This is a genomic window from Nocardioides turkmenicus (assembly GCF_011045035.1).
GTDB lineage: Bacteria > Actinomycetota > Actinomycetes > Propionibacteriales > Nocardioidaceae > Nocardioides > Nocardioides turkmenicus.
Genome location: NZ_JAALAA010000005.1, coordinates 125,354 through 150,583, shown reverse-complemented (window position 1 = coordinate 150,583; position 25,230 = coordinate 125,354). Strand labels below are relative to the sequence as shown.

Here is a 25,230-nt window from a genome sequence, read left to right as displayed (position 1 = left end):
CGAGAGGGTCGAGGACATGTACCGGTCATGACCCTGGCCGTCGTGAGAACCGCTGCTGCAGCAGCACGGCGGCGACGATGATCAAGCCCTTGGTGAAGGCCTGGGCGGAGATCGAGAGGTTGTTGATCACGAACACGTTGGTGAGGGTCGCGAAGATCAGCACCCCGAAGACGGTGCCGACGATCGTGCCCCGGCCACCGGAGAGCAGGGTGCCGCCGATGACGACCGCGGCGATCGCCTCCAGCTCGTAGAGCTGACCGTGGGTGGCGCTGCCGGTGGTGGTCCGGGCGATCAGCATGACGGCCGCGATCCCGCAGCAGACCCCGACGAGCACGTAGAGGAGCACCGTGTGGCGGCGTACGTTGATGCCGGCCAGGCGCGAGGCCTCCGGGTTGCCACCGATGGCCAGCGTGCGCCGGCCGAAGGTGGTGCGGTTGAGCAGGACCCAGCCGATCACGGCCACGATGGCGAAGATCCAGATCAGCACCGAGATCCCGAGGATGTCGCGGGAGAACGCGTCGGTGAAGCCGGGGACGCTGACGATCTGGGTCTTGCGGGCGGAGATGATCTCCGCCAGACCGCGGGCGCTGGCCATCATCGCCAGCGTCGCGATGAACGGCACCACTCCGCCGTACGCGATCAGCAGCCCGTTGATCAGGCCGGCTCCCGCGCCGACCAGGAGGGCGGTGGTGACGATGATGATCCAGTGGACGTCGTTGGCCATCGCCTGGTTGGCCAGGGTCGTGCACCAGATCGAGGAGAGCGCGACCAGGGCACCCACCGACAGGTCGATGCCGCCCCCGGTGATGACGAACGTCATCCCGATGCTGACCACGCCGATCACCGCAGCGAGCCGCAGGATCGTCATCACGTTGTCGACCGAGGCGAACCGCTCGCCACCGGAGAGGACGCCGACCAGGGCCAGCAACGCCAGCGCCAGGACCAGACCGAGGTTGTGGCCGGCTCCGCCTTGCAGCAGCCGGCTGAGACCACCCGGATCGGCCCTGCGGGTCCCGCTACCGGCAGCCTCCTTCTCCACCCGGGCCGTGTCCGCCGGGGTCACAGCAGCGTCTGTGGGCGTGTCGCTCATGCGACCTCTCCTTCCATCACGAGGTCCAGGACCTTCGACTCGTCGATCTCGGTGGCGGGTCCCTCATGGACGACGGAGCCCTCGCTGATGACGAGGACCCGGTCGGCGAGACCGAGCACCTCCTCCACCTCGCTGGACACCACGACCACGGCGACGCCTTCGTCGGCCAGACGGCGGACGAGGTTGTAGATCTCGGTGCGCGCCCCCACGTCGACGCCCCGGGTGGGCTCGTCGAGGAGCAGCACCTTGCAGTCGCGCAGCAGCCACCGGGCGAGCACGACCTTCTGCTGGTTGCCGCCCGACAGGTTGCGGACCGGCCGGTCCACCCCGGCCGGACGTACGTCGAGCGAGCGGCTGAGCTCCTCGGCGGCGCGGCGCTCGGCGCCGCTGTCGAGGAAGCTGCCCTTGGAGAAGCGGTTCAGGGACGAGACCGTCACGTTGCGGTAGACGGCCTGGTCGAGCAGCAGCCCCTGGCTCTTCCGCTCCTCGGGGGCTAGACCGATCCCGGCGGCGACCGCGGCGCGGACCGAGCCACGGCGCAGCCGGCGGCCGTTGACCGTGACCGTGCCCGCGCTCGAGCGGCGGGCACCGTAGATGGTCTCCAGGATCTCCGAGCGGCCGGAGCCGACCAGGCCCGCCAGCCCGACGATCTCGCCGGCGTGGACCCGCAGGTCGACGTCGCGGAAGCGGTCGCCGGACAGGCCGCTGGCCTCGAGCACCGGCGCGGCGTCGTGAGCGGGCCGCGTGGAGGGGCGGTCGGGGAAGACGTACTCGATCTCCCGGCCGGTCATCAGCGTGATCAGCTCCCGCGTCGGGGTCTCCGCGACCGAGAGGCCGGTGGCCACCGTGCGACCGTCCTTGAGGACCGTGATCCGGTCGCCGATCTGGCGGATCTCCTCGAGGCGGTGGGAGATGTAGATGATCGCGACGCCCTCCGCGGTGAGGCCGCGGACCACCCGGAAGAGGTTGTCGACCTCCTCCTGGTCCAGGACCGCCGACGGCTCGTCGAGGATGAGCAGGCGGGTGTCGTGTGACAGCGCCCGCGCCATCGAGACGATCTGCTGCCCGGCCGGCGAGAGGTCACCGACCAGACGGTTCGGGTCGACCTCGCTGTGCCCGAGCCGCTCCAGGAGCGTACGCACCCGCTGGGTCGCCTCGGCGCGGCGGCTGAACCCGGCCGTGGCGAGCTCGTGGCCGAGGAAGATGTTCTCGGTCACGGTGAGCCCGGGCACCAGGTCGAGCTCCTGGTAGATCGTCGAGATGCCCAGCTTCATGGCGGCGACCGGCGTGGCCAGCCGGACCGGCTCGCCCTCCCAGAGGATCTCCCCCTCGTCGGGCTGGTACGCCGCCGAGAGCACCTTGATCAGGGTCGACTTGCCGGCGCCGTTCTGCCCGAGCAGGCAGTGCACCTCCCCCGCGCGGACGTCGAGGTCGACGCCACCGAGGGCGAGCACGCCGGGGAACCGCTTCACGATCCCGGTCATCTCCAGCAGCACGTCACCCCCGCCTGCGCCGGCAGCGGGGCCGTCGGGCGACGGCGTCGGGGTCTGGGTCATCGAGTTCCTCCGTGCAGTTCGGGCAGGTCGGCGAGGACGGTGGGGTCGGAGAGCACCGGCTCCAGGGAGACCAGTGCGCCGCCGCGGACCGCGGCGGTGGGGCCGAAGGCGGAGACGGCGACCCGGGTGCCGCCGGCCCGCGGCGCGAGGACGTCGGCGGCGAGCCGGGCCTCGACGGCAGGACGCAGCCACTCGCCGAGCGCGGCGTAGTAGCCGCTGAGCACGACGGTGCCGGGGTTGAGCGCGTTGACCAGCACGGCGGCGCCGGTGCCGAGCCAGGTGCCGACCTCGTCGAGCGCGGCCAGGGTGCGGCCGTCGGCGAGCCGGGCGCGCTCGACCAGGGTGGCGAGCCGCTCCTCGAGGGTCAGCGCGGGGTCACGGATGGGGTCGTCGGGATCGGTGGCCGACTCGAGCAGCGCCCGGAGGCCCACCACGGTCTCCCAGCAGCCGGTGCGACCGCAGCCGCAGCGGCGACCGCGCGGGTCGACCTGGAGGTGTCCGATCTCCCCGGCCCAGCCGTGGCGGCCCATGGCCACCCGGCCACCGCTGACGATCGCGCCGCCCAGGCCGACCTCGCCGTAGAGCACCACCATGTCGGCACGGTCGGCGTCGGCGGGGTCGAGCTCGGCGGTGGCCGCGAGGGTGGCCTCGTTGGCCACCCGTACCGGCGGCACCGGGCCCAGCAGCCCGGCCGTGGCGGCCAGCCGGTGGCGTACGTCCTCGGCGACGTCGATGTCGCGCCAGCCGAGGTTGGGGGCGAGCGTGACCCGCTGGGTGGCGGTGTCGACGAGGCCGGCGACACCGACGGTGATGGCGGCGACGGTGGTGCCGGCCGTCCGTGCTTCGGCGAGGGCGTCGGTGATCAGGTCGGCGAGCTCGGCCAGCACACCCTCCGCCGGGAGGTTGCGGCCGTCGATGCCGCGGCGGGCCTCGGCGATCACGGTCCCGGCCAGGTCGACGGCGACGACGGCGAGGTGGTCGACGTTGACCTCGGCGCCCACCCCGCACACGGCACCGCCGACGAGTCGGACCTGCACCCCGGGGCGCCCCGCGCCACGGCGGTCGGCGTCCTCGCAGAAGACCAGGCCGAGCTCGACGAGCTCGTCGACCAGCCCCGTCGCGACCGTACGGGTCAGGCCGGTCTCCTCGGCCAGCCGACCCCGTGAGCGCGGACCGCGGTCGCGCAGCGACCGGAGCAGCAGACCCAGGCGCGCGGAGCGCACGGCAGCCGGGTCGGCGGTGGCGGAGACCCGCACGGTGATGTCTGCGTCGCGCACGGTCGCCTCCTGTCCGGGTCGTGGGGTCATGCAGCGGCCACAGCCTGTGATAGCAGTCACAGAATTCCGTGGCCGAGAGACAAACTAGTGACCCGGCTCACGTTGTACAACCCTTTCTTGACGGTTTCTGAAAAGTTTCTGTTGGACTTTGAAAAGTTGTTGGACAAAGTAACTGAAAAGAGCACCCGGCCACTGACGGCCGGGTGCCCCTTCAGGTCGATCAGTCAGGCGTCACTTGCTGGGCGCGATCACCACCTCGTCCGTGCCGGTGAGCGCCGGGATGTCGCCCTCACCGGGGTCGGTGTACTCCGCCACGAAGACCGCGTTCAGGTCGTCCTGCCCGGGGTCGTGGCCGCCGGGGACGGTCGTCACGATCGAGCCGCTGCACCCGTTCGCCGTGGTCTGCGGGTGGCCGTGCTCGTCATGACCCAGGACGTACGTCACCGAGACCCGGTCGCAGTCGACCGGCTGGTCGTCGGACACCTCGACCTGGAACTGCACGGTGTCGCCGAAGTGGAACGCCTCGCCGGGCGCCGGGCTGGTCGTCAGGGTCACCACGGGCACGTCGTTGCCGACGATCACGTCCACGTCCGCCGAGGCGTGCTTGCCGCGCCCCGCGCCGCCCTTGTCCGTGACGGTCAGGGTCGCGCGGTAGGCACCCGGCTCGGCATAGGTGTGGGTGGCGGTCTTCCCGGTGGCGTCGAACGTGCCGTCACCGTCGAAGTCCCACTGGTAGACGAGCTTGTCGCCGTCGGGGTCGGTCGTCCCGGCGCTGTCGAAGGCGACGGTCAGCGGCGGCTGGCCGGCGGTCTTGTCGGCGCTGATGACCGGCTTCGGGCTGTGGTTGCCGGTGCGGGCGATGTAGTCGATCCGGGAGACCTGGGCCTCCTCGTTCTCGCTGAAGAACCCGTCACCGTACTCGAGCATGTAGAGCGAGCCGTCCTTGCCGAACTCCAGGTCCATCACGTTGTCCGTGGCGAAGGTGGAGAGCACCGACTCGATGCCGGTGAGCTCGCCGTCCGCGTCGAGACGCATGCCCTTGATGTAGTCCCGGCCCCACTCGGCGAACAGCGGGACGCCGTCGTAGTACTCCGGCCAGGCCCCGGAGAGCGGGTCCTTCGTCGTCGACTTCTGGAAGTCGTACGCCGGGCCGGCCATCGGGGCGATGCCGCCGGTGCCCAGCTCGGGGAACTGCTCGGACTGGCCGTAGGTGTACCAGACGGTCGGCTGCGTCACCGGCGGGAGCTGGGTCAGGCCGGTGTTGTGCCGCGAGTCGTTGACGGGCGCATCGCAGTCGAAGGCCGGACCGGAGACCCCGGTCCCGAAGTCGTAGTCGCGGTAGGGCATCTCAGCGGTCGCGCACAGCGGCCAGCCGTAGTTGGCCGGCTCGGTGACGACCGTCCACTTGCCCTGGCCGGACGGGCCACGCTCCGGGTTCGCCGCCGAGGCGTCGGGCGAGTAGTCGGCCACGTAGATGCGGTCGGTCTGCGGGTCGATCTCGATCCGGAACGGGTTGCGCAGACCCATCGCGTAGATCTCCGGGCGGGTCTTGTCGGTGCCCGGCGCGAACAGGTTCCCGGCAGGGATGGTGTAGCCACCGCCGGCCTTCGGCTTGATCCGCAGGAGCTTGCCGCGCAGGTCGTCGGTGTTGGCCGACGTACGCCGCGCGTCGAAGGCGGGGCTGCGGTTCTCCCGGTCGTCGAGCGGAGCGTAGCCGTCGGACTGGAACGGGTCGGTGTCGTCGCCGGTGGCGAGGATCAGGTTGCCCGCGGAGTCGAAGACGATGTCGCCGCCGACGTGGCAGCAGCGCCCGCGGTCCACGGGTACGTCGATGATCTGTTGTTCCGTGGACAGGTCGATCTTCCCGCCCGAGTACTGATAGCGGGAGAGACGGATCGCGCCCTTGAACGGCTCGAAATCTGCAGGCGTGCCGAACTCCGGGGCGTCGCCCTCGTTGACGTCCGGCGTGGCCGGGTCGTCGACAGGGGTGTTCATCGGGGGCGAGTAGTAGACGTAGACCCACTTGTTGGTGCGGCCGTTGTATCCGGGGTCCAGAGCGATGCTCTGCAGACCCTCCTCGTCGTGCTGGTAGACGTCGAACTCTGCGGCGATGCTGTTGACGCCGGTGTCGGCGTCACTGAGCCAGACCTTGCCGGCCCGAGTGGTGTGGAGGACGTCCCCGTTGGGCAGGACCGCGAGGTCCATCGGCTCGCCGGGGCGGTCGTTGAGGGTCACCTTCTCGAAGTCGGTGTCCGGTGGCGGGTCGGCCGTGGGGGCCGCGTCCGCTGACGTCGTGAGTGGGAGAACCAGGAGGCCTGAGACCACGGTCGTGGCGACGCTCCAGAGGGTGAATCTGCGCACGGTCCATCTCCTTCTCTCGCTGTCGTGGAGGGGAGCGAGATCGTCCGCGAACGTAGCGATGTGACGCCAGTCACGTCAAGCGACTTGCGTTCTTTCGCAGGAAGATTTCGAAAGATGGGACGATGAAGGGCTTTTGGAGCGGTCTGACGGCGGGTCTACACCTCTCCGCTGCTGGGCGCGTACACCGAGGCGCTGATCAGATGCGCGGCACCGATGACCCCGCCCTCGTCGCCCAGCTCGCTGAGCACGATCGGAAGGTTACCGGTGGCCAGCGGCAGCGAGCGGCGGTAGGTCACGCTGCGGATCTCGGCGAGCAGCCCATGGCCCAGCTTGCTGACCCGGCCGCCGATCACGATGAGGCCGGGGTTGAAGAACGAGACCAGGCTGGCGAGCACCTGGCCGATGCGGTGGCCGCTCTCCCGGATGAGCTGCACCGCCTGGGCGTCGCCGCGCGCCACCGCGACGGCGATGTCCTCGGCGCTCAGCTCACCCTTCTCCGCGAGCAGCTCGGCCAGCACCGGAGAGCGCCCGGAGCGGGCCGCGGCGAGCGCCTCGCGGGCGAGCGCCGCTCCCCCGGAGAACGCCTCCAGGCAGCCGGTGTTGCCGCAGGCGCAGGTGGGGCCGAAGTCCTCGACCCGGATGTGGCCGATGTCGCCGGCGCAGCCGTCGACACCACGGTAGAGCTCCCCGTCGACGACGATCCCGCAGCCGATGCCGGTGCCGATCTTGACGTAGAGGAAGTCGCGGGCGGTCCGGGCGACGCCGGCGTGCTGCTCCCCCGCCGCGAGCACGTTCACGTCGTTGTCGAGCACGACCGGGCAGCCCAGCTCCCGGGCGACCGCATCGCGCACCGGGTAGCCGTCCCAGCCCGGCATGATCGGCGGCGACACCGACACGCCACGATGGAAGTCCACCGGTCCGGGTACGCCGACCCCCGCGCCCATCGGCTCGCTGACGCCGTGCTCGTCCAGGAGCGCGCGGACCTCGTCGAGCGCGGTCGCGAGCACCTTCTCCGGGCCGCTGCGGATGTCGCAGGCGCGGGTGCGGGTGCCGATCACCGACAGCCGCCCGTCGGTGAGACCGACCGACATGCTGGTGGCGCCGATGGAGATGCCGACGAACCGGATGTCGGGTGCGAGGTCGACCAGGGTCGAGCGCCGGCCGCCCCGAGAGGCCGCCGGCCCCACCTCGTGGGCCATGCCCAGCTCGGTGAGCCGGCCCACCTCGGCCGCGATCGTGGTGCGGGAGACGTTCAGCCGGTCGGCGAGCTGCACTCGCGACAGTGGGCCCTCGTCACGGAGCTGGGCGAGCAGCCGGGCCTGCATGGAGGTCTCGGCCCTGCCTGCGAGTGAATGACGCATACCGGGATCCTGCCATGCCTGCCCCCGGGTCAGCCCAGAAGCGCGTCGACGAAGGCCTCGGGAGTGAACGGAGCCAGGTCGTCGGGGCCCTCACCGAGGCCGACCAGCTTCACCGGGACGCCGAGCTCGCGCTGGACGGCCACGACGATGCCGCCCTTGGCGGAGCCGTCCAGCTTGGTGAGGACGATGCCGGTGACGGCGACCGCCTCGCTGAAGACGCGGGCCTGGATGAGGCCGTTCTGGCCGGTGGTGGCATCGAGGACGAGCAGCACCTCGGTGACCGGGGTCTGCTTCTCGATGACGCGCTTGACCTTGCCGAGCTCGTCCATCAGGCCCGCCTTGTTCTGCAACCGGCCGGCGGTGTCGACGATGACGGTGTCGACGCCGGTGTCGAGGCCCTCCTTCACCGAGTCGAAGGCGACGCTGGCCGGGTCGGTGCCCTCCGGGCCGCGGACGACCTCGACGCCGACGCGCTCGCCCCAGGTGGTGAGCTGCTCGGCGGCGGCGGCACGGAACGTGTCGGCGGCACCGAGGACGACCTTGCGGTCCTCGGAGACCAGGATGCGGGCGAGCTTGCCGGTGGTGGTGGTCTTGCCGGTGCCGTTGACGCCGACCATCAGCACCACGCCGGGCGCCCCGTCGGCGCCGCTGACCTGGAGTCGGCGGTCCATGCTCGGGTCGACCAGCTTGATCAGCTCGTCGCGCAGCGCCGCCTTCGGGTCGGCCGTGCTGCCCTCGACGCGGAGTCGGGTGCGGAGCCCCTCGACCAGCTCCTGGGTCGGCGCGACGCCGATGTCGGCGGTGAGCAGCAGGTCCTCGATGGACTCCCAGGTGTCCTCGTCGAGCCGGTCGGTCGAGAGCAGGTTGAGCAGGCCTCGACCGAGCGCGTTGGAGCCGGCCAGGCGCTGGCGCAGGCGCACCAGGCGGGACGCGGTGCTCTCCGGCTTCTCGATGACCGGGGCGGCGGGCTCGGCCGGCACCGTCTCCGGCTCGGCCTCCCCGACGGTCGGCTCCTCGACCGTCGGTTCCTCAGGACGAGTGATGACATCGGTCCCCGCCTGCGGCGGCAGCGAACGGTCCTTGCGGCGCCGGCTGCTGGTGACCAGACCGACGATGCCGCCGCCGATGATCGCGACAGCGGCGACCGCGATGATGACGATGAGGGTGACCATTTCCATGGGCCTCATCCAATCAAACTAGGGGTTGGTTTCCGTAGTTCCTGGCTTGCGCTCACCGAGCAGCTCGGTGAGATGGTCCTCACGGCGGGTCTGTAGGCGCGTGGCCGGACCGAGGGTGGGGGCCGTGTCGACGGCCCGCTCCATCGCCTCGCCGAGCTTGGTGGCGTACGGCATCTTCTGCCCGCGATGGGGGAAGACCGTGTAGACGATCACGAGTCCGGCCAGCGCGACGATGAGCAGCATCGCCACGAAGATGACAAGGATGGTCAACACTGGCTCGGCCAGCCCCCTTCTGGATACGCACGGACGACGTCCACCTTCGCACAACCGGCGCCCGGAGCCCACAACGCCACGCTCGACGGCGCCGGGGTGCGTCCCGTCGTACGGCGCGGGATCTCGACAACGTCCACCGGGCCGGTAGTGTTTCACGGCATGAGGATCATCGGGACAATGATGGTCCGGGACGAGGTCGACATCGTCGCCGCGATGATCGAGCACCACCTGGACCAGGGTGTCGACACGTTGATCGTCACGGACAACGCATCGGTCGACGGCACCACCGAGGTACTCGAGCGCTACGCCGCGACGGGACGTGTCGAGCTCCATCACGACCCTGTCCACGAGAAGCAGCAGGGCAAGGTCGTCACCGCGATGGCCCGGCGGGCGCGCACCCATTTCCGCGCCGACTGGGTCCTCAACCTCGACGCCGACGAGTTCCTGGTGCCGAAGGACAAGGGCCTGACCGTGCGCCAGGCGCTCGAGGCCACTCCCCTGTCGCTCAACGCGTTCACCGTCGAGGTCGAGAACCTCGTCGGCCCGCCCGCCTGGACGGGCGGCGGCATCAACCGGCTGCAGTGGCGCGACCGGCGCTCCGACGAGCGGCTCGAGGCGGTCGGGCTGCACGCCCACCCGACGCCCAACGCGATCCACCGCGGCGAGTCGGACATCAAGGTCGTCCAGGGCAACCACTTCGTCTCGCTGAAGAGCAACGGCCAGCCGGACGACGAGGTCGCGATGGAGGTGCTCCACCTCCCCTGGCGCTCGTGGTCCCAGCTGGAGCGCAAGGTGATCAACGCCGGCAAGGGCTACCAGGCCAACCCGGAGCTGAAGCCGAGCCCGCGCCACCACGGGATGCGCGACTACCAGCGCTATCTCGCCGGGACGCTGCAGGACGCCTACCTCGCCCGTACGCCCACCCGCGCCGAGCTCGCCGCCGGGGCCTTCTCGGGCGACTACTCGTTCGACGACTGGCTCACCTACCACCTGCAGATCGTGCAGAGCCGCGCGCTGATCCCCGACCTCCTCCGCGACGTGCTCGACCCGGAGAACGACAAGGCCGTCCCCGACGACGAGCACGCGCTCGGCGCCGAGCGCGGCCGGGCGGCGCTGGCCGCCGAGCCCTACATCCCACCCCGCACACGCTGAACTTCTCTCTCCAGGAGGACCTGTCTTGCCCACCTTCAGGGGCGCCGTACGCCGCGGCCTCGCCGCCGCGGGTCTGCAGACCGTCCGTGCCGCCGATGCCGAGGCCGCGCGCCTGCACGACCGGATCGACGAGCTCAAGCAGCGCAACCAGAGGCTGCGTACGAAGGTGGAGGGGCTGCAGGGCGACCGCAACCGCACCACCGCGGTGCCGGCCATCCCGGGCATGGACCGGCTGGAGCTGCGCCGCGAGCAGGTGCTCGCCGGCGTCAAGCCCGACGCCCTGATCCTGGAGATCGGCCCCGCGCACAACGCGATCCTGCCGAAGCGGGACGGCTACGACGTACGCATCGTCGACTACCTCGACCGCGAGGGTCTGGTGCAGCGGTATGCCGGGTTCTCCCAGTACGACCCGGACGACATCGAGGAGGTCGACTACGTCTTCCGGCCGGGGACGCCCTGGTCAGAGGTGATCCCGGAGCGCTTCGACCTCGTCGTCGCCTCCCACGTCATCGAGCACACCACCTCGATGATCGACTTCATCAACGAGTGCGAGAAGTTGCTCAACCCCGACGGCGTGCTCGCCCTGGTCATCCCCGACCACCGCTACTGCTTCGACCGGTTCCGCGAGCGCGCCTCGCTGTCGCGGGTCATCGACGCCTCGCTCTACCCGACCTCGGTGCACACCATGGGCGCCGTCATCGAGGAGCGGCTCAACGCCGCCAAGCACGGCGGCATCACCGCCTGGGGCCCGCGTCACAAGGGCGACTACTCCTTCGCCAACAACCTGGAGACGGTGAAGGCCAACGGCGAGGAGGCGCGGCGCGGGGAGCGCTACATCGACACCCACAACTGGGTCTGCACCCCCAACCACCTCCGTCTGCTGCTCCAGGACCTCGCCGACCTCGACTTCATCTCGATGCGCGAGACCTCGTTCCACGACACGGTCAAGCACGAGTTCTTCATCAACCTCTCCCCCTCGGGCGAGGGCACCGGCCTCGCCCGCGAGGATCTCCTCGTCCTCGCCGACGACGAGCGCCGGGTCCTCGACCAGGCGGTCTTCGAGAAGTAGGTCGCAACCGGGGCTGTCAGCGGCGGCGGAACTCGCGGAGCGCGAGGGCCGCGGCGAGACCCACGACGACGCCGAGGAGCGTCTCGGCGAGACGCGACCACAGCAGGTCGCCGACGGGCTGCGGGTGACCGAGCTGCACCATCAGCAGCGAGAGCGGCGTGATGGCGACGAGCGCGAGCCCGTAGTGACGCCCCACGAGCAGCTCGGTGACGGCCTGGAGCGCCGCGACGACGACCGCGACGACGAGGGCGGGTAGGGAGACCGAGAGCAGCACGGCCGCCAGGACCAGCCCGACCACGGTGCCCACGACCCGCTGCAGGCCGCGCGTCGTCTGGGCCATCAGCCCGGTGACCCCGAACGGCACCGCCGCGGCCACCATCGCCCAGTAGGTGTGGCTCAGCCCGAGCGCCGTCGAGACGGCCCCGGCGACCAGGACGGCGACGACGACCGCCGTCGCGTGGTCGACCCGGACGTCGCCTCGACTCACCTCGACCGGGGCGCCGCTGCCGATCAGCCGCTCCTCGAGCAGTCCGAGGAGCACCGCGATCAGGGCCGCGGCCACCGCCACCCCGACCGCCACCGCGACGCCGGAGAGAGTCACCGGAAGCGCCGCACACGTCGCCACCGCGAAGACCGGGAACATCGGGCCCGGCGGCCGCAGCACGAACCGGTCCGACAGCATCGACCCGGCGGCGGCCCATACCGCGGCGACCGGGACGACGAGCCAGGCGCGGTGCGAGGACGTCGCGACCAGCGCGCCGCACAGGACGGCGACGCACATCAGCGCGCCAGCCGCGGCCTGGGTCCGCCAGCGTCCTCGCAGCGGCTGCCGGCCACCGTAGATCGACGCGAAGGTGCCGAAACAGGCGTACGCGGCCAGCTCGATGTGTCCGGTCACGGCCAGCGCCACGAGTCCGACGAGCAGGGTCACGCTCGCCCGCCATGCGGGCGAGTGGCTTCCGGGTGCTGGGGAGATGCGTACGGACTCCTGCATCAGCCGCTCGAGCCGGCTCCGCTCGCTGCTCGACCCGTCTCGTCCCTGCCGTACTGCCCTCATCGCATCAGACACCTTACGGCGCACCCAGAACCACCAGATAGTCCAGCGGGTTCAGCTCAGCCGGCCGAGAGTCCTTCGGGGTCGGGGTCGTGCCGGATCCCGAGCGGCCGCCGGACGTCCTCGCCGTGCACGATCATCTCCCCCAGCCCGCCGACGCTCTCCGTACGCGGCAGCCGGATCGGACCGATCCCGGCGAACCTCGCCAGCGTCTCCTCCGGCGTGGCCCCACGGAACTCCTCGAGCCGCCGGCGGTTGTGTACGTCCGGATCGAACCGTGCCCCGATCATGCTGCGCAACCATCCCGGGAAGGAGAGCCGCGAGGCCGCACCGAGGTGGGCCACGACCTCCTCCGCGTCCCACTCGCCGCACAGCGTCGCCGATCGCCACTGGCCGGGCGAGAGCGATCTCAGGTCGTCGACCAGGGCGTCTCGCTCACGCAGCTGGATCGTGGAGAGCTTCGTCATGTGGACACTCTGACAGTGCTACGCACGGTCCCGCTTGGAACGCTCCTCGAGCGCGATGTCGAGGAGGGACCGGGCACGAGCGTCGAAACCGTGGTCGCGGTGGATGCGGGCCGCCTCGGCGCGGATGTGCTCGTCGGTGCCGAAGACGACCGACGGGTCGGGCATCGAGGACCACTTCACCAGGTCCTCGGGGGTCTCGTAGACCTGCACGGTGTCACCGAAGACCTCACGGAGGCCGACGACGTCGTCGGAGATGACCCGGGCACCGGACGCGACGGCGTCGAAGAGCCGGTTGGAGATGAAGCCGTAGTCGCGCATGTCGGCCCAGTGGTCGTTGAGCACGACCCCGGCAGCGCGGTATTCGGCGCCGAGCCGGGTGTTGGACATGTGCTGGGCCTTGACGTAGTGACGCGGGATGTAGGGCTCCCAGCCGTGGCCGTAGACCGACAGCGGCAGTCCCGCCTCGACGGCATCGTGGATGATCGGCCGCTCGACGTCACGCGAGGTGCCGACGAAGAGCACCGCGTGACCGGAGTCGGGCAGCGCCCGGTCCGGGTTGAACAGCTCGGGGTCGGTGGCCTGCAGCAGCGGGTCGATGCGGATCCCCCAGCGTGCGGACATCAGCTCGGCCCACCGCGGCCCGGCCGCCAGCAGCCGGTCGAAGGCGGCCGCCTCGGCGCGGGTGACCGCGTCGGGGTGGGAGATCACCCAGCCGATGTTGATCCGGCCGTCAGGGGCGGGGAAGTAACGGGACAGGCCACGCAGAGTGACCACCACGTCGTCGTCGAGCGAGCTCGGCCGCTCCCACTCGTAGTGGTGGTCGACGACCGCCGACTGACCGAGCTTGCGCAGCGACCGGGCCAGCGCGCGGGCGAAGTGGGTGTCGCCCCACCGCTCCCCCTCGGGCGCGCCGGGCGCCGAGATCTTGATCGACCAGCGCAGCTGCGGGACGCCCTCGATCACGGAGGCGCGCGGCAGGGGCGCGAGGATCGGGCGGGTGGCTGCGTACGTCTTCGCCTGGCCGGTCGGCTCCCCGGCCATCGCTCGGCCGACGACCTGGTAGCCGCAGGCGGCCCAGGCGGCCTCGTCGTCGCGAGGCTCGGTGCGCCCGGCCCAGCGGTCGAGGTAGATCAGCCGGTTGCGCGGGGCGCGGGCGAAGCGGCCCTTCGACTTCGACTCGTGGTGGACGACCTGTGACGACGTCACGACCCGGAACGACCCCTGCCGCAGCTCGGCGAGCCGGTGGCACAGGTCGACGTCCTCCATGCCGTTGGTGAAGATCGGGTCGAACCCCTGCAGCGCGACGACGTCGCGGTAGCGCATCACCAGCGCCGCGCCGGTGAGCGCCGAGAACGGGTGGCCCTCGAGCCCGGCTGCGTCCTCGGGCGGATACTCGGCGAGCATGTTGTAGGGCAGACCGCCGTAGGGCGGGAAGACGACCCCGGCCGACTGCACCGACCCGCTCGGGTAGAGCAGCAGCGGCTGCACCGCGAGCACCTCGGGATCCTCGAGCGCCTCGACCAGCGGCTCCAGCCAGCCGGTCAGCGCGGTGGTGTCGTTGTTGAGGAAGACGACGGTATCGCCGGTGACGTACGGGATGGCGAGGTTGTTGCCGAGCGCGAAGTTGTGGTTGACGCTGCTGTGCACCACCTTCACCTCGGGGAACCGCAGCGACAGCGAGTCGAGCACCCCCGAGACGCGGGCCGAGGAGCCGTTGTCCCAGACCACGATCTCGAGCCGCTTCTCCCCCGCGCCGTGCTCCATCACGGCCTCGACGGCGGCCACGGTCAGCAGCGAGTCGTCGTAGGTCGGGATGACCACCGAGACCACGTCCGGGTCGGGGGTGCGTGCGGCGAGCGCGGCCCAGTCGACGAAGGTGCGGTTGCGTACGACGTCCTCCCACGACTCCAGGTCGTAGGGGTCGAGCGGGAGCCGGTCCCGGCGCGGACGGCGCGGGTTGATGCCCTGGCGCCGCTCGACGCCGACCTCGGGCACGACCTCGACGACCGCCTTCGAGGTCAGCCGCAGCGCCAGGTCGTAGGCCCAGCCGACGCCGATGTCGTCGCGCGGCCCGCCGGCCTCCGCCAGCAGATCCGCCGAGATCAGCAGCCGCGAGAGCAGCGTGCGCATCAGCGGACCGGGGACATCGGGACCCGGCGAGGCCGGGGGTACGTCGACCGCGAACCGCTGCTCCGGCTGCCACGGGCGCTCCAGCACGTCGGCGACCAGCGGCCGCCCGGCCGCCTCGGACACCGAGACCAGCCGCGCGAGGCGACCGGGCTTCCAGACCTCTCCCCCGGCGACGTACGCGACGAAGTCGCCGCTCACCAGGGCGAACGCGGCAGCGACGCCGGGCTCTCCGTGGTCCGGGTCGCCGACCACGACGCGGGCGCCGGGCACGACATCTGCGATCGAGTCGGCGACCAGCGGGGTCAGGCCCCGGTCGATGACGATGACGTCGGTGCTCACCCCGTGCTGCGCGGCGACGCTGTCCAGGGTGGCCCGGGCGAGCTCGTCGGAGGCGCCCAGGTCGACGATGACGCTGACCGTGCCGACGGGTTCCCGACCGGCCGGAACGGCGCGAACCGGCTCGATCGTCGTCCGCCAGGTCTGCGGGCCGCCCTGCCGGGCCTGCCACTCCGCACGCCGGTCGCGGATCCAGTCGCGCAGGTCGGGGAACTTGCCGTCGACCTGCTCCATCCAGTCGTTGGCACGCCGTCCGTTGCGGGCACCGCGGTCGACGTAGTGGCCGATCGCGCCGCCATAGAAGCGCTCGGTCTTGCGTCGTTCGGTGTAGCCGTCGGTGTCGAAGAGCGGGTGGGTCGGCTGCAGCCACAGCTCGGCCCGCAGCCAGTAGAGGAACGGGTCCTGGTCGCCCATCTGCTTGCGCAGCCTCGGAGTCAGCCGGGCGACGAAGAACTCTGGGTCGAAGAGCGGGCTGGGCTGGGCCAGCGGCTTGGCACGGTCCTGCTCGAGGTAGTGCCGGGCGGCGCGCTTGCGGTCGAGGCGCTGGCCGACCTGCTCGGCGTACCACTCGTGGTCGAACAACGGGCAGTCGACGAGCAGCCGCACGTCGTCGGCCCGGCCGTAGAGAGGCGAGTCGTTGTAGACCTTGCGTGCCAGGTCTCGCCCTCGGCGCAGGCCGCCACGTGCGATGCGCTTCAACTCTTCGTCCACAGAGGTCCCCCAAGACGCTCTAGATCGTGCAATGACGGTGGATCACCCTGTCACAGGGCCCGACTCGCGTGAATGGCGCCACGCAAGGTTCAGCCAACCGTCAAGTTCAATTCTGCCGCCACAGCGGCATGACCGCCTCCCGGATCTCGTCGGGCATCGGCGTCACCGGGCGCGACGGGTCGGTGTTGTCGACGTAGACGTGGACGAACCGGCCCTCGGCCGCGGCCTCCTCGCCGGGCCCCTGGAAGAGCCCGATCCGGTAGATGACCGACGAGCTCCCGACCTTGTCGACGACGAGCCCTGCCTCGACCGGCTCCGGGAACCCGATCTCGCGCAGGTAGCGGCACGAGGTCTCCGCGACGATGCCGATCTTCGGCAGCTTCCGCACGTTCACGCCGGTCGTCTCGAACAGGTAGGCGTTGACCGCGGTGTCGAAGAACTCGTAGTAGGTCGCGTTGTTGAGGTGACCGTAGGCGTCGTCGTCGCGCCAGCGGGTGGTGATCGTGCGCCAGTGCACGTAGTCGGCGCGGGTCGGGGCCTTGCGGTCAGGAGTGCTCATCGCGGCTGATCTTAGATCCTAGAGCTCGTCCTCGACCGCACGGACCAGATAGGGCGCCAGCGTCATCGAGAAGGTCGCGGTGATGTGGCTCCGGTCGCGATAGGCCTGCACGTGGCCGACCACCAGGGGACACCGGTCTTCGTCGCAGTAGGCCGCAGAGAGGTCGATCAGGGAAGCTCCCGGCCCTGCCAGGCGGACCGCCTCGGCGAGCGGGTCAGAGGTGGCGTACGCCTCCTGGCGGGTCATCTCGCACGCGCCGGCGTCCGCGAGCGTCTCGATCTCGTCGAGGCAGGTCGCCGCCTCGGTGGTGAGGTACGGGTTGTCGGCGAGCGCGACGATCTTCGTGCCCCGCTCGAGGATCGGCTTCCAGGCCCGGGCGAGCTGGTCGGCGGCCGGGTCCGGTTCGCCGGCCGCGAGGTTCGGATTGCGGCGTTGGGTGACCAGCACGACGTCGTACGCCTTCTGATCGAGGTGCTCGATCAGCGCCTCGCGATAGGCGCGGCGCGGGTCACCCGCGGTGGCCGGGAGCAGCCCTCCGCCGTTGGCGACCAACGTGTCGACAGACCATCCTGACCTCTCGGCGACCCGGGTCAGGCCGGGGATCAGCGAAGCGCCGTGGGAGTCACCGACCAGCGCGACCCGGAGCGCATTCGGGTCGTCGGAGCCGAGGTGGCAGACCTCGGGGCGGGCGTCGGCGGCATACGTCTCGTTCTCGGGGAGATAGCACCGGTAGGCCCGGCCGGTGTCATCCTTGCGAGCGATCGGCGCAGGGAGAAGTACACCGTCGAGCTCCGGGTTCCGGCACCCCTCCATCAGGGCGGCGGCGCCGAAGCACTCGGTGTCTCCCGAGGCGAGCGCCTCAGCCTGGCCGCGGCTCTCCTCGACCAGGTTGCGTCCATGCAGGATTCCGGGGACCGCGGCGGCGACGACCAGGGCCGCTCCGAGCACCCCGAAGAGGAAGGCCCGCGGGGTGGTCCCCAGGATCGGTCCGGTGCGGAACGGCGTCTCCACGAACCGGTAGGTCAGGGCCGCGAGGCCGATGGTGACCAGGAGGATCAGCGGCTCGCGGAGCCAGGTGCCGAGCACGGGGCCGGTCTCGGGGAGCACGACCACGAGCGGCCAGTGCCACAGGTAGAGCGAGTAGGAGACCGTCCCGATCCACTGCACGACCGGATGGCCGACGACCCGAAGCCCGAGGCCGCGGGGCGCGCCCGCCCAGATGACCAGCGCGGTGCCGACGACCGGCAGCAGCGCCACCCAGCCCGGGAACGGCAGCGAGTCGTTGAAGAGCAGCAGCGCGCCGAGCACCCCGAGCCAGCCGGCCACCGCTGCGTACGGCGCCCAGCGCCCGGGCACGCGCTCGAGGGAGAGTGGCAGCACAGCGATGAGACCGCCGACCGCGAACTCCCACACGCGCGCGTAGGTGACGAAGTAGGAGTCGGCGCCTTTCGTCGCGGTGACATAGACCGACGCCACGAAGCTGACCACGAAGACGGCGAGGAAGACCGCCCGGATCGCCGTCAGCCGCACCGTCGGCCGTCGCCGAGTCAGGAGCGCAACCACGACGATCAGCAGCGGCCAGACGAAATAGAACTGCTCCTCGACCGAGAGGGACCAGTAGTGCTGCGCTGGCGATGGCGGGTCCTCGGCGGCGAGATAGTCGACCGCCGCCCAGGACAGCTGCCAGTTCTCCACATAGAACGCAGCCGCGACCGTCTCCCGCAGGAACTGCTGCCACAGCGCCTCCGGCACCAGGACGTACGTCGCCCCGGCGCTGCACATCAGCACCAGCAGCGCCGCGGGGAGCAGCCGCCGGATCCGGCGGGCCCAGAACGCGCCCAGCCGCACCCCGCCGGGCTTGGCGGCTTCGCGCACCAGGTGGGAGGTGATCAGGAAGCCCGAGATGACGAAGAAGACGTCGACGCCTGCGTAGCCGCCCCGGATCGCCCCCGGCCACAGGTGGAAGAGGACGACGCCGAGCACTGCCGCCGTTCGCAGCGCCTGGATCTCCGGCCGCTTGTCCCGCACCGGCTTCCCGGTCTGCGCGGGCTGCCCGTCCGTGGCGGGCGCGACCGCGACAGCGGTCACCTGCGCACGCGACGGACGATACCGCCCGCCACCCGGCGGGCCTTGCGGACGCCGCGCTCGCCGAAGCTCAGCGGGATCTCGATCCCATGGCACGGGCGACCGTCGAGCTGGACGACCTGCGCCCTCTCGCCGATCCGCTCGCCGATGACGTCCTCGCGGATGATCACCGGACCGTCGAACTCGCCCAGCGCGTCGCGGCCCTCGAAGCGCACTCGCCAGCGCCCGCCCGGGAGCGTTGAGGTCGGCACCACCACCTCCAGCTCACCCGAGGCGAGCTCCGCCGTGTCGTAGTCGAAGGTTCGGCGCCGGCTGTCGCGGACGAAGACCACCTGGAGCCGCTCAGCACCCACCATCGTATGGGCGAGCCGCAGATGGACGCGTCCGTCCACGAGCGAGAGTGATGTGGCTGTCACGGGGTCAGTCGCGCCCGCAACCACCTGGCGAACCAGTTCGGGACCGTCCTCGAGCGCCACCATGATCCGGTTCAGGCGCCAACCCGGGTCGGCGGCGGCTTCGGCGACCGCCGTGAACAGGTCGCGATGCTTGAGCACGAGGTCGGCGAGGTCGTCGCCGACCAGCGACTCGTCGCTCGGCGCGATCGTCGTCATGACATGGATGAGCGGCTGTTGAAGCGTACGGAGTGGCACCACGTCGCTGTCTGCGACCAGACGCAGCGACTCGAGGAGGTCGGCAGTGGTTCGGTCGCCCCAGCGGACGTCTTCGCCGATCAGCCGGGCCACGGTCGCCCACTTGCCCGACTCGACGAGCCGCCAGCCCCATCGCTTCACATCGTCCAGGTCATCGATGACACCGTCGTCGAAGAGACCGACCAGCTCACTGATCATCAACCGTGCGGGCTCCAGCGCGGCCGCGTCGACCACCGGCATCCCTCGCAGTGCCCGGGCGATCGCCGTCCAGCCGTCGGCAGCGAAGACCAACGAGGCATACTCCGCACGCACCTTCGGGTCGCCCACCTCGATGATCCGGCGCGCACAGCGCAGCTCCTGTTCCAGATAGCTGATGAGGCCCGCGGCCGAGTGTGACTTCGCCGTCATCGATCCAGGTCCCGGCCGGTCACGGTAGACGTAGACCGTATCGGTGATGATGTCGAAGCGAGCGGTGGTCAGGGCGTGCACCATCGGCTCGATGTCGTTGGACCGAGTCGCGTCGGGGAACGAGATCTGCGCGGAGTCCCAAAAGCTGCGCCGGAAGACTCTGTTCCAGCAGGCACGGTTGCGCAAGGCGGAGGGCGCGTCCGCCAACCTCACCAGGGTGCGCTCCTCGTCGAATGCAGGCCACGCTCGCACCGGCCACCAGACCCGGTCGCTGAACAGCTTGAAGAACCGGCCGACCACCATGTCCGAGCCGGTCTCGCGTGTCTTGCGCAGCATCGCGGCGTACGCCCCGCGGGGCACCAGGTCGTCGCCGTCGGCGAAGGCGAGGAACTCGCCACGCGCCAGTGACACACCGTGGTTGCGTGCCTGTCCACCGCCCGTGCCGGGCGAGCGGACCACTTTCAGGCGAGGGTCTCGGGCTGCGTACGCCTGAGCGATCTCGAGGGTGTCGTCCGTGGAGCCGTCGTCGACGAGGACGACCTCCAGATCCAGCGACATCTGGTCGGTCGACTGGTCCTCCAGGATCGAGGAGAGCAGCTCACCCACCCACGGCCCCAGATCGCGGGTGGGCACGACGACGGACAGCTCGGGTTCCGTCATCAGGCCGCCAACTCCACAGCGCCAGCCAGGCTCTCGAGCAGCCGCAGATAATCGCGCGACATGTCATAGGGCGTGTAGGCGCGGGTGTACGCGCGGGCGGCGCGACGCCGCTCCTCCCGCCCCTGGAGCGCCTCGACGATCGCCGCCGCCAAGGCAGTCGGCTCGTCGGGCTCGGGCGCATAGGTCACCACCCACGGCTGCTCCGCGAACTGTCGTGCGATCGGGGTGCCCTCAGGGATCAGGGCCGTGCGACCGAACGTGCCGGCGGCAAGCAAGGAGCCGGAGTTGAGGATCCGGCGGTACGGCAGTGCGACCACGTCGCTGGACCGCATCCAGTCGGAGAAGTCGGCAGTTTCCACGAATTCCAGTCGCTTCACGATGTTGGATGCGGACAACATGGCTTGAACGGTGTGGTGGTCCTCGGCAGGCACGACCTTGCCGGCCACGACGAAAGTCAGGTCAGGGACCGTCCGTGCGGCGATCTCGACCGCCCGGCAGAGTACGTCGAGTCCTTTGTAGGCGCGAATCTGACCGATGAAACCGACAGTCGGAACCCCCTGAGGCACGCCGACACGCTCGCGCGACGCAACGTCGTCACCGCCGTCGGGGTAGACGCCGAGGTAGGACGAGTGCGGCAGGTCGACGACCTTCTCGGGCGGGAGCGTGTAATAGGCGGCGGTCTCCTCGATGGTCGCCGGGTTGATCCGGATGATCCGGGTCGCGTGCTTCGCCAGCATCTTGGCGACCGCGAGCTCGACATCCATGTGGTCGGCCTCGTGGGCGATCAAGTTGTGGACCGTCCAGATCACGTCGGCACCGCGGCTGCGCACGCCGGTCAGCACATCCTCGAACCGAGCAGCCTTGGCCCACGCCTCCTCGGCGCTCTGGCACCCGCTGGTGACCGGCGAGGTCCAGTGCACGTGGAGCACGTCTCCTCGGCCGAGGTGCTCGGCCCTCATCTCCAGCCGCCGAAGTGTTCGGATGCCGTCCACCACGTCCCACCCGGCCGCTCGCGGCGCGACGGTGAGCATCGTCAGATACGGGTTGCTCGCATAGTGAGGAAACGACAGCAACGTCGAAGGCATGTGGGGGTCCTCGAATTCATTGACCGTGACGATCCCCCGAGCGTCGAGACCAGGTCTCGCCGAATGTCCCGGCTGGCCGGTAACCGGAGGATTGTAGTCAGGTAAAGGAAGCCTCCTTGACCACTCTGACGAAATCCCCGCGGTCGTGTACCAATTGTTCCTCAATTGTTCACGGAACAACCATCCCGAGGACGACGCCGATCTTCGGCCTCCGTCAGGCCGGCTGCGCGTCGCGCAGCCGCTGCGAGATGACGGTGGTGACGCCGTCGCCGCGCATGGTCACGCCGTAGAGGGCGTCGCCGACCTCCATGGTGCGCTTCTGGTGGGTGATCACCATCAGCTGGGAGTTCTCGCGCAGCTCCTCGTAGATCTCCAGGAGCCGGCCGAGGTTGGTGTCGTCGAGCGCCGCCTCGACCTCGTCGAGGATGTAGAAGGGCGACGGACGCGCCTTGAAGAGCGAGACCAGGAAGGCCACCGCGACCAGCGACCGCTCGCCACCGGAGAGCAGCGAGAGCCGCTTGACCTTCTTGCCCGGAGGCCGGGCCTCGACCTCGATGCCGGTGGTGAGCATGTTCTCCGGGTCGGTGAGCACGAGCTTGCCCTCGCCACCCGGGAAGAGCCGCGCGAAGACGTGGTCGAAGGCGACGCGTACGTCCTCCCAGGCCTCGGTGAAGACCTGCTCGACGCGGTTGTCGACCTCCTTGACGATGTCGAGGAGGTCCTTGCGGGTCTGCTTGAGGTCCTCGAGCTGCTCGGTGAGGAACTTGTGGCGCTCCTCCATCGCGGCGAACTCCTCCAGCGCGAGCGGGTTGACCTTGCCCAGCGCGCGCAGGTTCTTCTCGGCGATCTTGAGCCGCTTGGCCTGCTCGGCGCGGACGTACGGGATCGGCTCTCGCTCGTTGCCGTCCTCGTCGGGGTGCTGCGGGACCAGCTGGTCGGGCCCGTAGTCCTTCACGATCGTCTCGGCGTCGAGGCCGAGCTCCTCGAGGATCCGCTCCTCGAGCTGCTCGATGCGCATCCGCTGCTGGGCCCGGGCCATCTCGTCGCGGTGGACGGAGTTGACCAGCTCCTCGAGCTCCTTGCCGAGGTTGCGCAGCAGCGAGCGGCACTCACGCAGCGCCTGCTCCCGCCCGGCACGGGACTCCTCGATCTCGGTGCGCGCCTTGGCAGCCTGCTGGACCGAGACCTCCAGCCGGTCCAGCGCGTACGCCACCGCGGTCCCGACCGCTCGGGCAGCCTCGCCCTCGCGGCGCATCTGCTCACGCCTGGCGGCCGCCTTGGCGCGCTGCTCCCGCTCCTGCCGGGCCGCGCGGAGCAGCCCGTCGGCACGGCCGGCGAGCGCCCGGGCGCGTTCCTCGGACGTACGCAGCGCCAGCCGCGCGTCCATCTCCCGCTGTCGCGCGTTGCGTGCGGCCTCCGCCAGGCTGTCACGCTCGCTCAGGTCGGGCTCGTCCTCCGGCTCCTCCTCGGCCATCGCGAGGCGCTCCTCGAGCTCGGCGAGCCCGGCGACGGCGTTCTCCCGGGCCTCCTGGGCCTGCTCGACGGCGGCCAGCAGCCGCTCCGCCTCGCCCCGCGCCGCACGTGCCTGCGCCCCGAACTGGCCGAGCTCCTCGGCGACGGCGGCCAGGGTGGCATCGGACTCGTGCAGCTTGGCCAGCGCGACGTCGACCCGCTTCTGCGCGGCCTGCCGCTCGGCCTCCAGCCGGGAGGTCTCGAAGGTCGCCCGCTCGGAGACCGCGTGGGCCTCGGCCAGCTGGGCGGCAGCCTCGTCGACCGCGGCCTGCACCTCGATCAGGCTGGGCACGCTGGAGGAGCCGCCCGAGGCGAAGTGGGCGCCGATCAGGTCGCCCTCGCGGGTCACCGCCGTGATCTGCGGCTCCGCGGCCACGAGCGCCTGGGCGGCGGCGAGGTCGTCGACCACCGCGACCTTGTCGAGCAGCCGGGCCACCGCCGGCCGCAGCACGGCCTGGCACGCCACCACGTCCAGCGCGTACGCAGCGCCAGCCGGCAGCGCCGGCCAGCCGCCGGTCTCCTCGGGCGAGCCGCCCAGGAGCAGCCCGGCGCGGCCGAGGTCCTCGGCCTTGAGATGCTCGATCGCCCCGATGGCGTCCTCGGCGGAGGAGACGACGACGGCGTCCGACGCGCTGCCGAGCGCGGCGGCCACCGCGGCCTCGTAGCCGGAGCGCACCGCCAGCAGCGACGCGACCGAACCCAGCACCCCAGGAAGCGACGAACCGAGCAGCGCACCGGCGCCGTCCTTGCGGTTGAGCCCCATCTCCAGCGCGTCCTTGCGGGCGGCCAGGGTGGAGCGGTCACGGTCGGCCTGCGACGCCTCGGCCTGCAGCTTGGCCAGCCGCTCCTCGATGTCCTCGAGCGCGGCAACGGCGGCCTCGTGCTCGGCATCGAGGCCCTCCTCCCCCGCGTCCAGGCCGGCGACCTTGGTCTCCAGGGCGGTGAAGTCCCGCTGAGCCCGCTCCGCGCGCGCCAGCGCCTCCTCGCGGGCAGCCGTCAGCCGCCCGACCTCGTCGTCGGCGGCAGCGGCGCGCGACCTGAGCGCATTGACCTGCCCGGCCAGCCGGGCCAGGCCCTCGCGACGGTCGGCCGCGGCGCGCTCGAGTCCCTTGACCCGGCGCTCCTCCTCGGCGGCAGCATCTTCAGCGGCCTTCCGGGCCTCGACGGCCTCCTCGAGGGAGTAGCGGAGCTCCTCGACCTCGGCCTCCGCGGCCTCCTCCTGCTCGCGCGCCACCTCGGCCTGCGCCTCGAGCTCCTCGGGGTCGCGGCCCTGGCGCACCTCGAGGTCCTCGGAGCCGGCCGCGTTGCGTACCCGCTCGGAGGCCAGCGACTGGGTGCCGCGCAGCCGCTCCCGCAGGGAGTTCAGCGCGAACCAGGTCTCCTGCGCGGCGGCCAGTGCCGGCAGGTCCTCGCGCAGCGCGGCCTCGAGCACGGCCTCCTGCTCGCGCCCCTCCGCGATGGTCTCCTCGACCTCGGCGCGGCGGGCCAGGAGCGCGCCCTCGTCGGCGAGCTCCTTGTCGAGCTCGGTCTTCGCGGTGACCAGGTCGTCGGCGTAGATGCGGGCCTTGGCGTCGCGTACGTCCATCTGCACCGTCTGCGCCTGCCGGGCGACCTCAGCCTGGCGGCCGAGCGGCTTGAGCTGGCGGCGGATCTCGACGAGCAGGTCCTGGAGCCGGTCCAGGTTGACCTGCGTGGAGTCGAGCTTGCGCAGCGCCTTCTCCTTGCGCTTGCGGTGCTTGAGCACCCCGGCGGCCTCCTCGATGAAGCCGCGGCGGTCCTCGGGGGTCGCGCGCAGGATCGTGTCGAGCTGGCCCTGGCCGACGATGACGTGCATCTCGCGGCCGATACCGGAGTCCGACAGCAGGTCCTGGACGTCGAGCAGTCGGCACGGGCTGCCGTTGATCGCGTACTCCGAGCCACCGTTGCGGAACATCGTGCGTGAGATGGTGACCTCGGCATACTCGATCGGCAGCGCGCCGTCGGTGTTGTCGATGGTCAGCGACACCTCGGCCCGGCCCAGCGGGGCGCGTCCCGCCGTGCCGGCGAAGATGACGTCCTCCATCTTCCCGCCACGAAGCGACTTGGCGCCCTGCTCGCCCATGACCCAGGCGAGCGCGTCGACGACGTTGGACTTGCCCGACCCGTTGGGCCCGACGATGCAGGTGATGCCCGGTTCGAGCTCGAGGGTCGTGGCGGAGGCGAACGACTTGAAACCCTTCAGCGTCAGACGCTTGAGGTACATCGACTTCTCCCCCG

17 protein-coding genes are annotated in these 25,230 nt (G+C 70.8%); 2 read left to right on the top strand and 15 right to left on the bottom strand.

Annotation, left to right across the window (positions count from 1 at the left end; translation table 11 throughout):
• Window positions 1-25 precede the first annotated feature (25 nt).
• The 7 genes from G5C66_RS07540 to G5C66_RS07510 all read right to left on the bottom strand — a co-directional run bounded on the left by G5C66_RS07540 (window position 26) and on the right by G5C66_RS07510 (window position 9,093).
• Entirely contained in the window at window positions 26-1,090 is a 1,065-nt protein-coding gene (locus tag G5C66_RS07540) for an ABC transporter permease (RefSeq protein ID WP_165110348.1), read from the bottom strand.
• Entirely contained in the window at window positions 1,087-2,646 is a 1,560-nt protein-coding gene (locus tag G5C66_RS07535) for a sugar ABC transporter ATP-binding protein (RefSeq protein WP_206443822.1), read from the bottom strand. The genes G5C66_RS07540 and G5C66_RS07535 overlap by 4 nt, the downstream gene beginning before the upstream one ends.
• Entirely contained in the window at window positions 2,643-3,923 is a 1,281-nt protein-coding gene (locus tag G5C66_RS07530) for an ROK family protein (RefSeq protein ID WP_338144098.1), read from the bottom strand. The genes G5C66_RS07535 and G5C66_RS07530 overlap by 4 nt, the downstream gene beginning before the upstream one ends.
• Window positions 3,924-4,154: 231 nt before the next feature.
• On the bottom strand, window positions 4,155-6,284 hold the full coding sequence (locus tag G5C66_RS07525) for a PQQ-dependent sugar dehydrogenase (RefSeq protein WP_165110346.1): 2,130 nt from the start codon (window positions 6,282-6,284) through the stop codon (window positions 4,155-4,157).
• A gap of 155 nt (window positions 6,285-6,439) precedes the next feature.
• Entirely contained in the window at window positions 6,440-7,645 is a 1,206-nt protein-coding gene (locus G5C66_RS07520) for an ROK family transcriptional regulator (protein ID WP_165110345.1), read from the bottom strand.
• A 29-nt stretch (window positions 7,646-7,674) separates the two neighbouring features.
• Window positions 7,675-8,823, bottom strand: a complete 1,149-nt coding sequence (ftsY, locus tag G5C66_RS07515) for a signal recognition particle-docking protein FtsY (protein WP_165110476.1) — start codon at window positions 8,821-8,823, stop codon at window positions 7,675-7,677.
• A gap of 18 nt (window positions 8,824-8,841) precedes the next feature.
• Window positions 8,842-9,093: a hypothetical protein gene (locus G5C66_RS07510; RefSeq protein ID WP_165110344.1), complete on the bottom strand. Its 252-nt coding sequence runs from the start codon at window positions 9,091-9,093 to the stop codon at window positions 8,842-8,844.
• Window positions 9,094-9,255: 162 nt separating this feature from the next.
• Between G5C66_RS07510 and G5C66_RS07505 the strand changes: the two genes are divergently transcribed.
• Window positions 9,256-10,248, top strand: coding sequence for a glycosyltransferase family 2 protein (locus G5C66_RS07505; RefSeq protein WP_241248319.1), 993 nt, complete (start codon window positions 9,256-9,258; stop codon window positions 10,246-10,248).
• Window positions 10,249-10,273: 25 nt separating this feature from the next.
• Window positions 10,274-11,317 carry a methyltransferase domain-containing protein gene (locus G5C66_RS07500; protein ID WP_165110343.1) on the top strand — a complete coding sequence of 348 codons (1,044 nt, stop codon included), beginning with the start codon at window positions 10,274-10,276 and terminating at the stop codon, window positions 11,315-11,317.
• Between the two features lie 16 nt (window positions 11,318-11,333).
• On the opposite strand, the gene G5C66_RS07495 is transcribed toward G5C66_RS07500, so the two are convergent.
• The 8 genes from G5C66_RS07495 to smc form a co-directional block, all read right to left on the bottom strand.
• Window positions 11,334-12,374, bottom strand: coding sequence for an FUSC family protein (locus G5C66_RS07495; protein WP_165110342.1), 1,041 nt, complete (start codon window positions 12,372-12,374; stop codon window positions 11,334-11,336).
• Between the two features lie 56 nt (window positions 12,375-12,430).
• Window positions 12,431-12,838: a maleylpyruvate isomerase family mycothiol-dependent enzyme gene (locus tag G5C66_RS07490; RefSeq protein WP_241248318.1), complete on the bottom strand. Its 408-nt coding sequence runs from the start codon at window positions 12,836-12,838 to the stop codon at window positions 12,431-12,433.
• Window positions 12,839-12,856: 18 nt separating this feature from the next.
• Entirely contained in the window at window positions 12,857-16,015 is a 3,159-nt protein-coding gene (locus G5C66_RS25870; RefSeq protein ID WP_165110341.1) for a glycosyltransferase, read from the bottom strand.
• 106 nt (window positions 16,016-16,121) lie between these two features.
• Entirely contained in the window at window positions 16,122-16,574 is a 453-nt protein-coding gene (locus tag G5C66_RS07480) for an acyl-CoA thioesterase (protein ID WP_165110340.1), read from the bottom strand.
• Between the two features lie 18 nt (window positions 16,575-16,592).
• Complete coding sequence (locus G5C66_RS26740) at window positions 16,593-18,662, bottom strand: acyltransferase family protein (protein ID WP_165110339.1); 2,070 nt, start codon at window positions 18,660-18,662, stop codon at window positions 16,593-16,595.
• A complete protein-coding gene (locus G5C66_RS07470) occupies window positions 18,659-20,377 on the bottom strand; it encodes a glycosyltransferase family 2 protein (RefSeq protein WP_165110338.1) in 1,719 nt (572 codons plus the stop codon). Before G5C66_RS07470 ends, G5C66_RS26740 begins: the two co-directional genes overlap by 4 nt.
• The gene (locus G5C66_RS07465; protein WP_165110337.1) at window positions 20,377-21,462 is read right to left on the bottom strand and encodes a glycosyltransferase; all 1,086 of its coding nucleotides are present in this window, start codon (window positions 21,460-21,462) and stop codon (window positions 20,377-20,379) included. The genes G5C66_RS07470 and G5C66_RS07465 overlap by 1 nt, the downstream gene beginning before the upstream one ends.
• A 214-nt stretch (window positions 21,463-21,676) precedes the next feature.
• Window positions 21,677-25,216, bottom strand: coding sequence for a chromosome segregation protein SMC (gene smc / locus G5C66_RS07460; protein WP_165110336.1), 3,540 nt, complete (start codon window positions 25,214-25,216; stop codon window positions 21,677-21,679).
• Between the last annotated feature and the right edge of the window lie 14 nt (window positions 25,217-25,230).

Coding starts and splice junctions, on each gene's coding strand:
- G5C66_RS07540 (WP_165110348.1), bottom strand. CDS start 1,090: ATGAGCGACACGCCCACAGACGCTGCTGTGACCCCGGCGGACACGGCC.
- G5C66_RS07535 (WP_206443822.1), bottom strand. CDS start 2,646: ATGACCCAGACCCCGACGCCGTCGCCCGACGGCCCCGCTGCCGGCGCA.
- G5C66_RS07520 (WP_165110345.1), bottom strand. CDS start 7,645: ATGCGTCATTCACTCGCAGGCAGGGCCGAGACCTCCATGCAGGCCCGG.
- ftsY (WP_165110476.1), bottom strand. CDS start 8,823: ATGGAAATGGTCACCCTCATCGTCATCATCGCGGTCGCCGCTGTCGCG.
- G5C66_RS07505 (WP_241248319.1), top strand. CDS start 9,256: ATGAGGATCATCGGGACAATGATGGTCCGGGACGAGGTCGACATCGTC.
- G5C66_RS07495 (WP_165110342.1), bottom strand. CDS start 12,374: ATGAGGGCAGTACGGCAGGGACGAGACGGGTCGAGCAGCGAGCGGAGC.
- G5C66_RS07490 (WP_241248318.1), bottom strand. CDS start 12,838: ATGACGAAGCTCTCCACGATCCAGCTGCGTGAGCGAGACGCCCTGGTC.
- G5C66_RS07480 (WP_165110340.1), bottom strand. CDS start 16,574: ATGAGCACTCCTGACCGCAAGGCCCCGACCCGCGCCGACTACGTGCAC.
- G5C66_RS07470 (WP_165110338.1), bottom strand. CDS start 20,377: ATGACGGAACCCGAGCTGTCCGTCGTCGTGCCCACCCGCGATCTGGGG.
- G5C66_RS07465 (WP_165110337.1), bottom strand. CDS start 21,462: ATGCCTTCGACGTTGCTGTCGTTTCCTCACTATGCGAGCAACCCGTAT.
- smc (WP_165110336.1), bottom strand. CDS start 25,216: ATGTACCTCAAGCGTCTGACGCTGAAGGGTTTCAAGTCGTTCGCCTCC.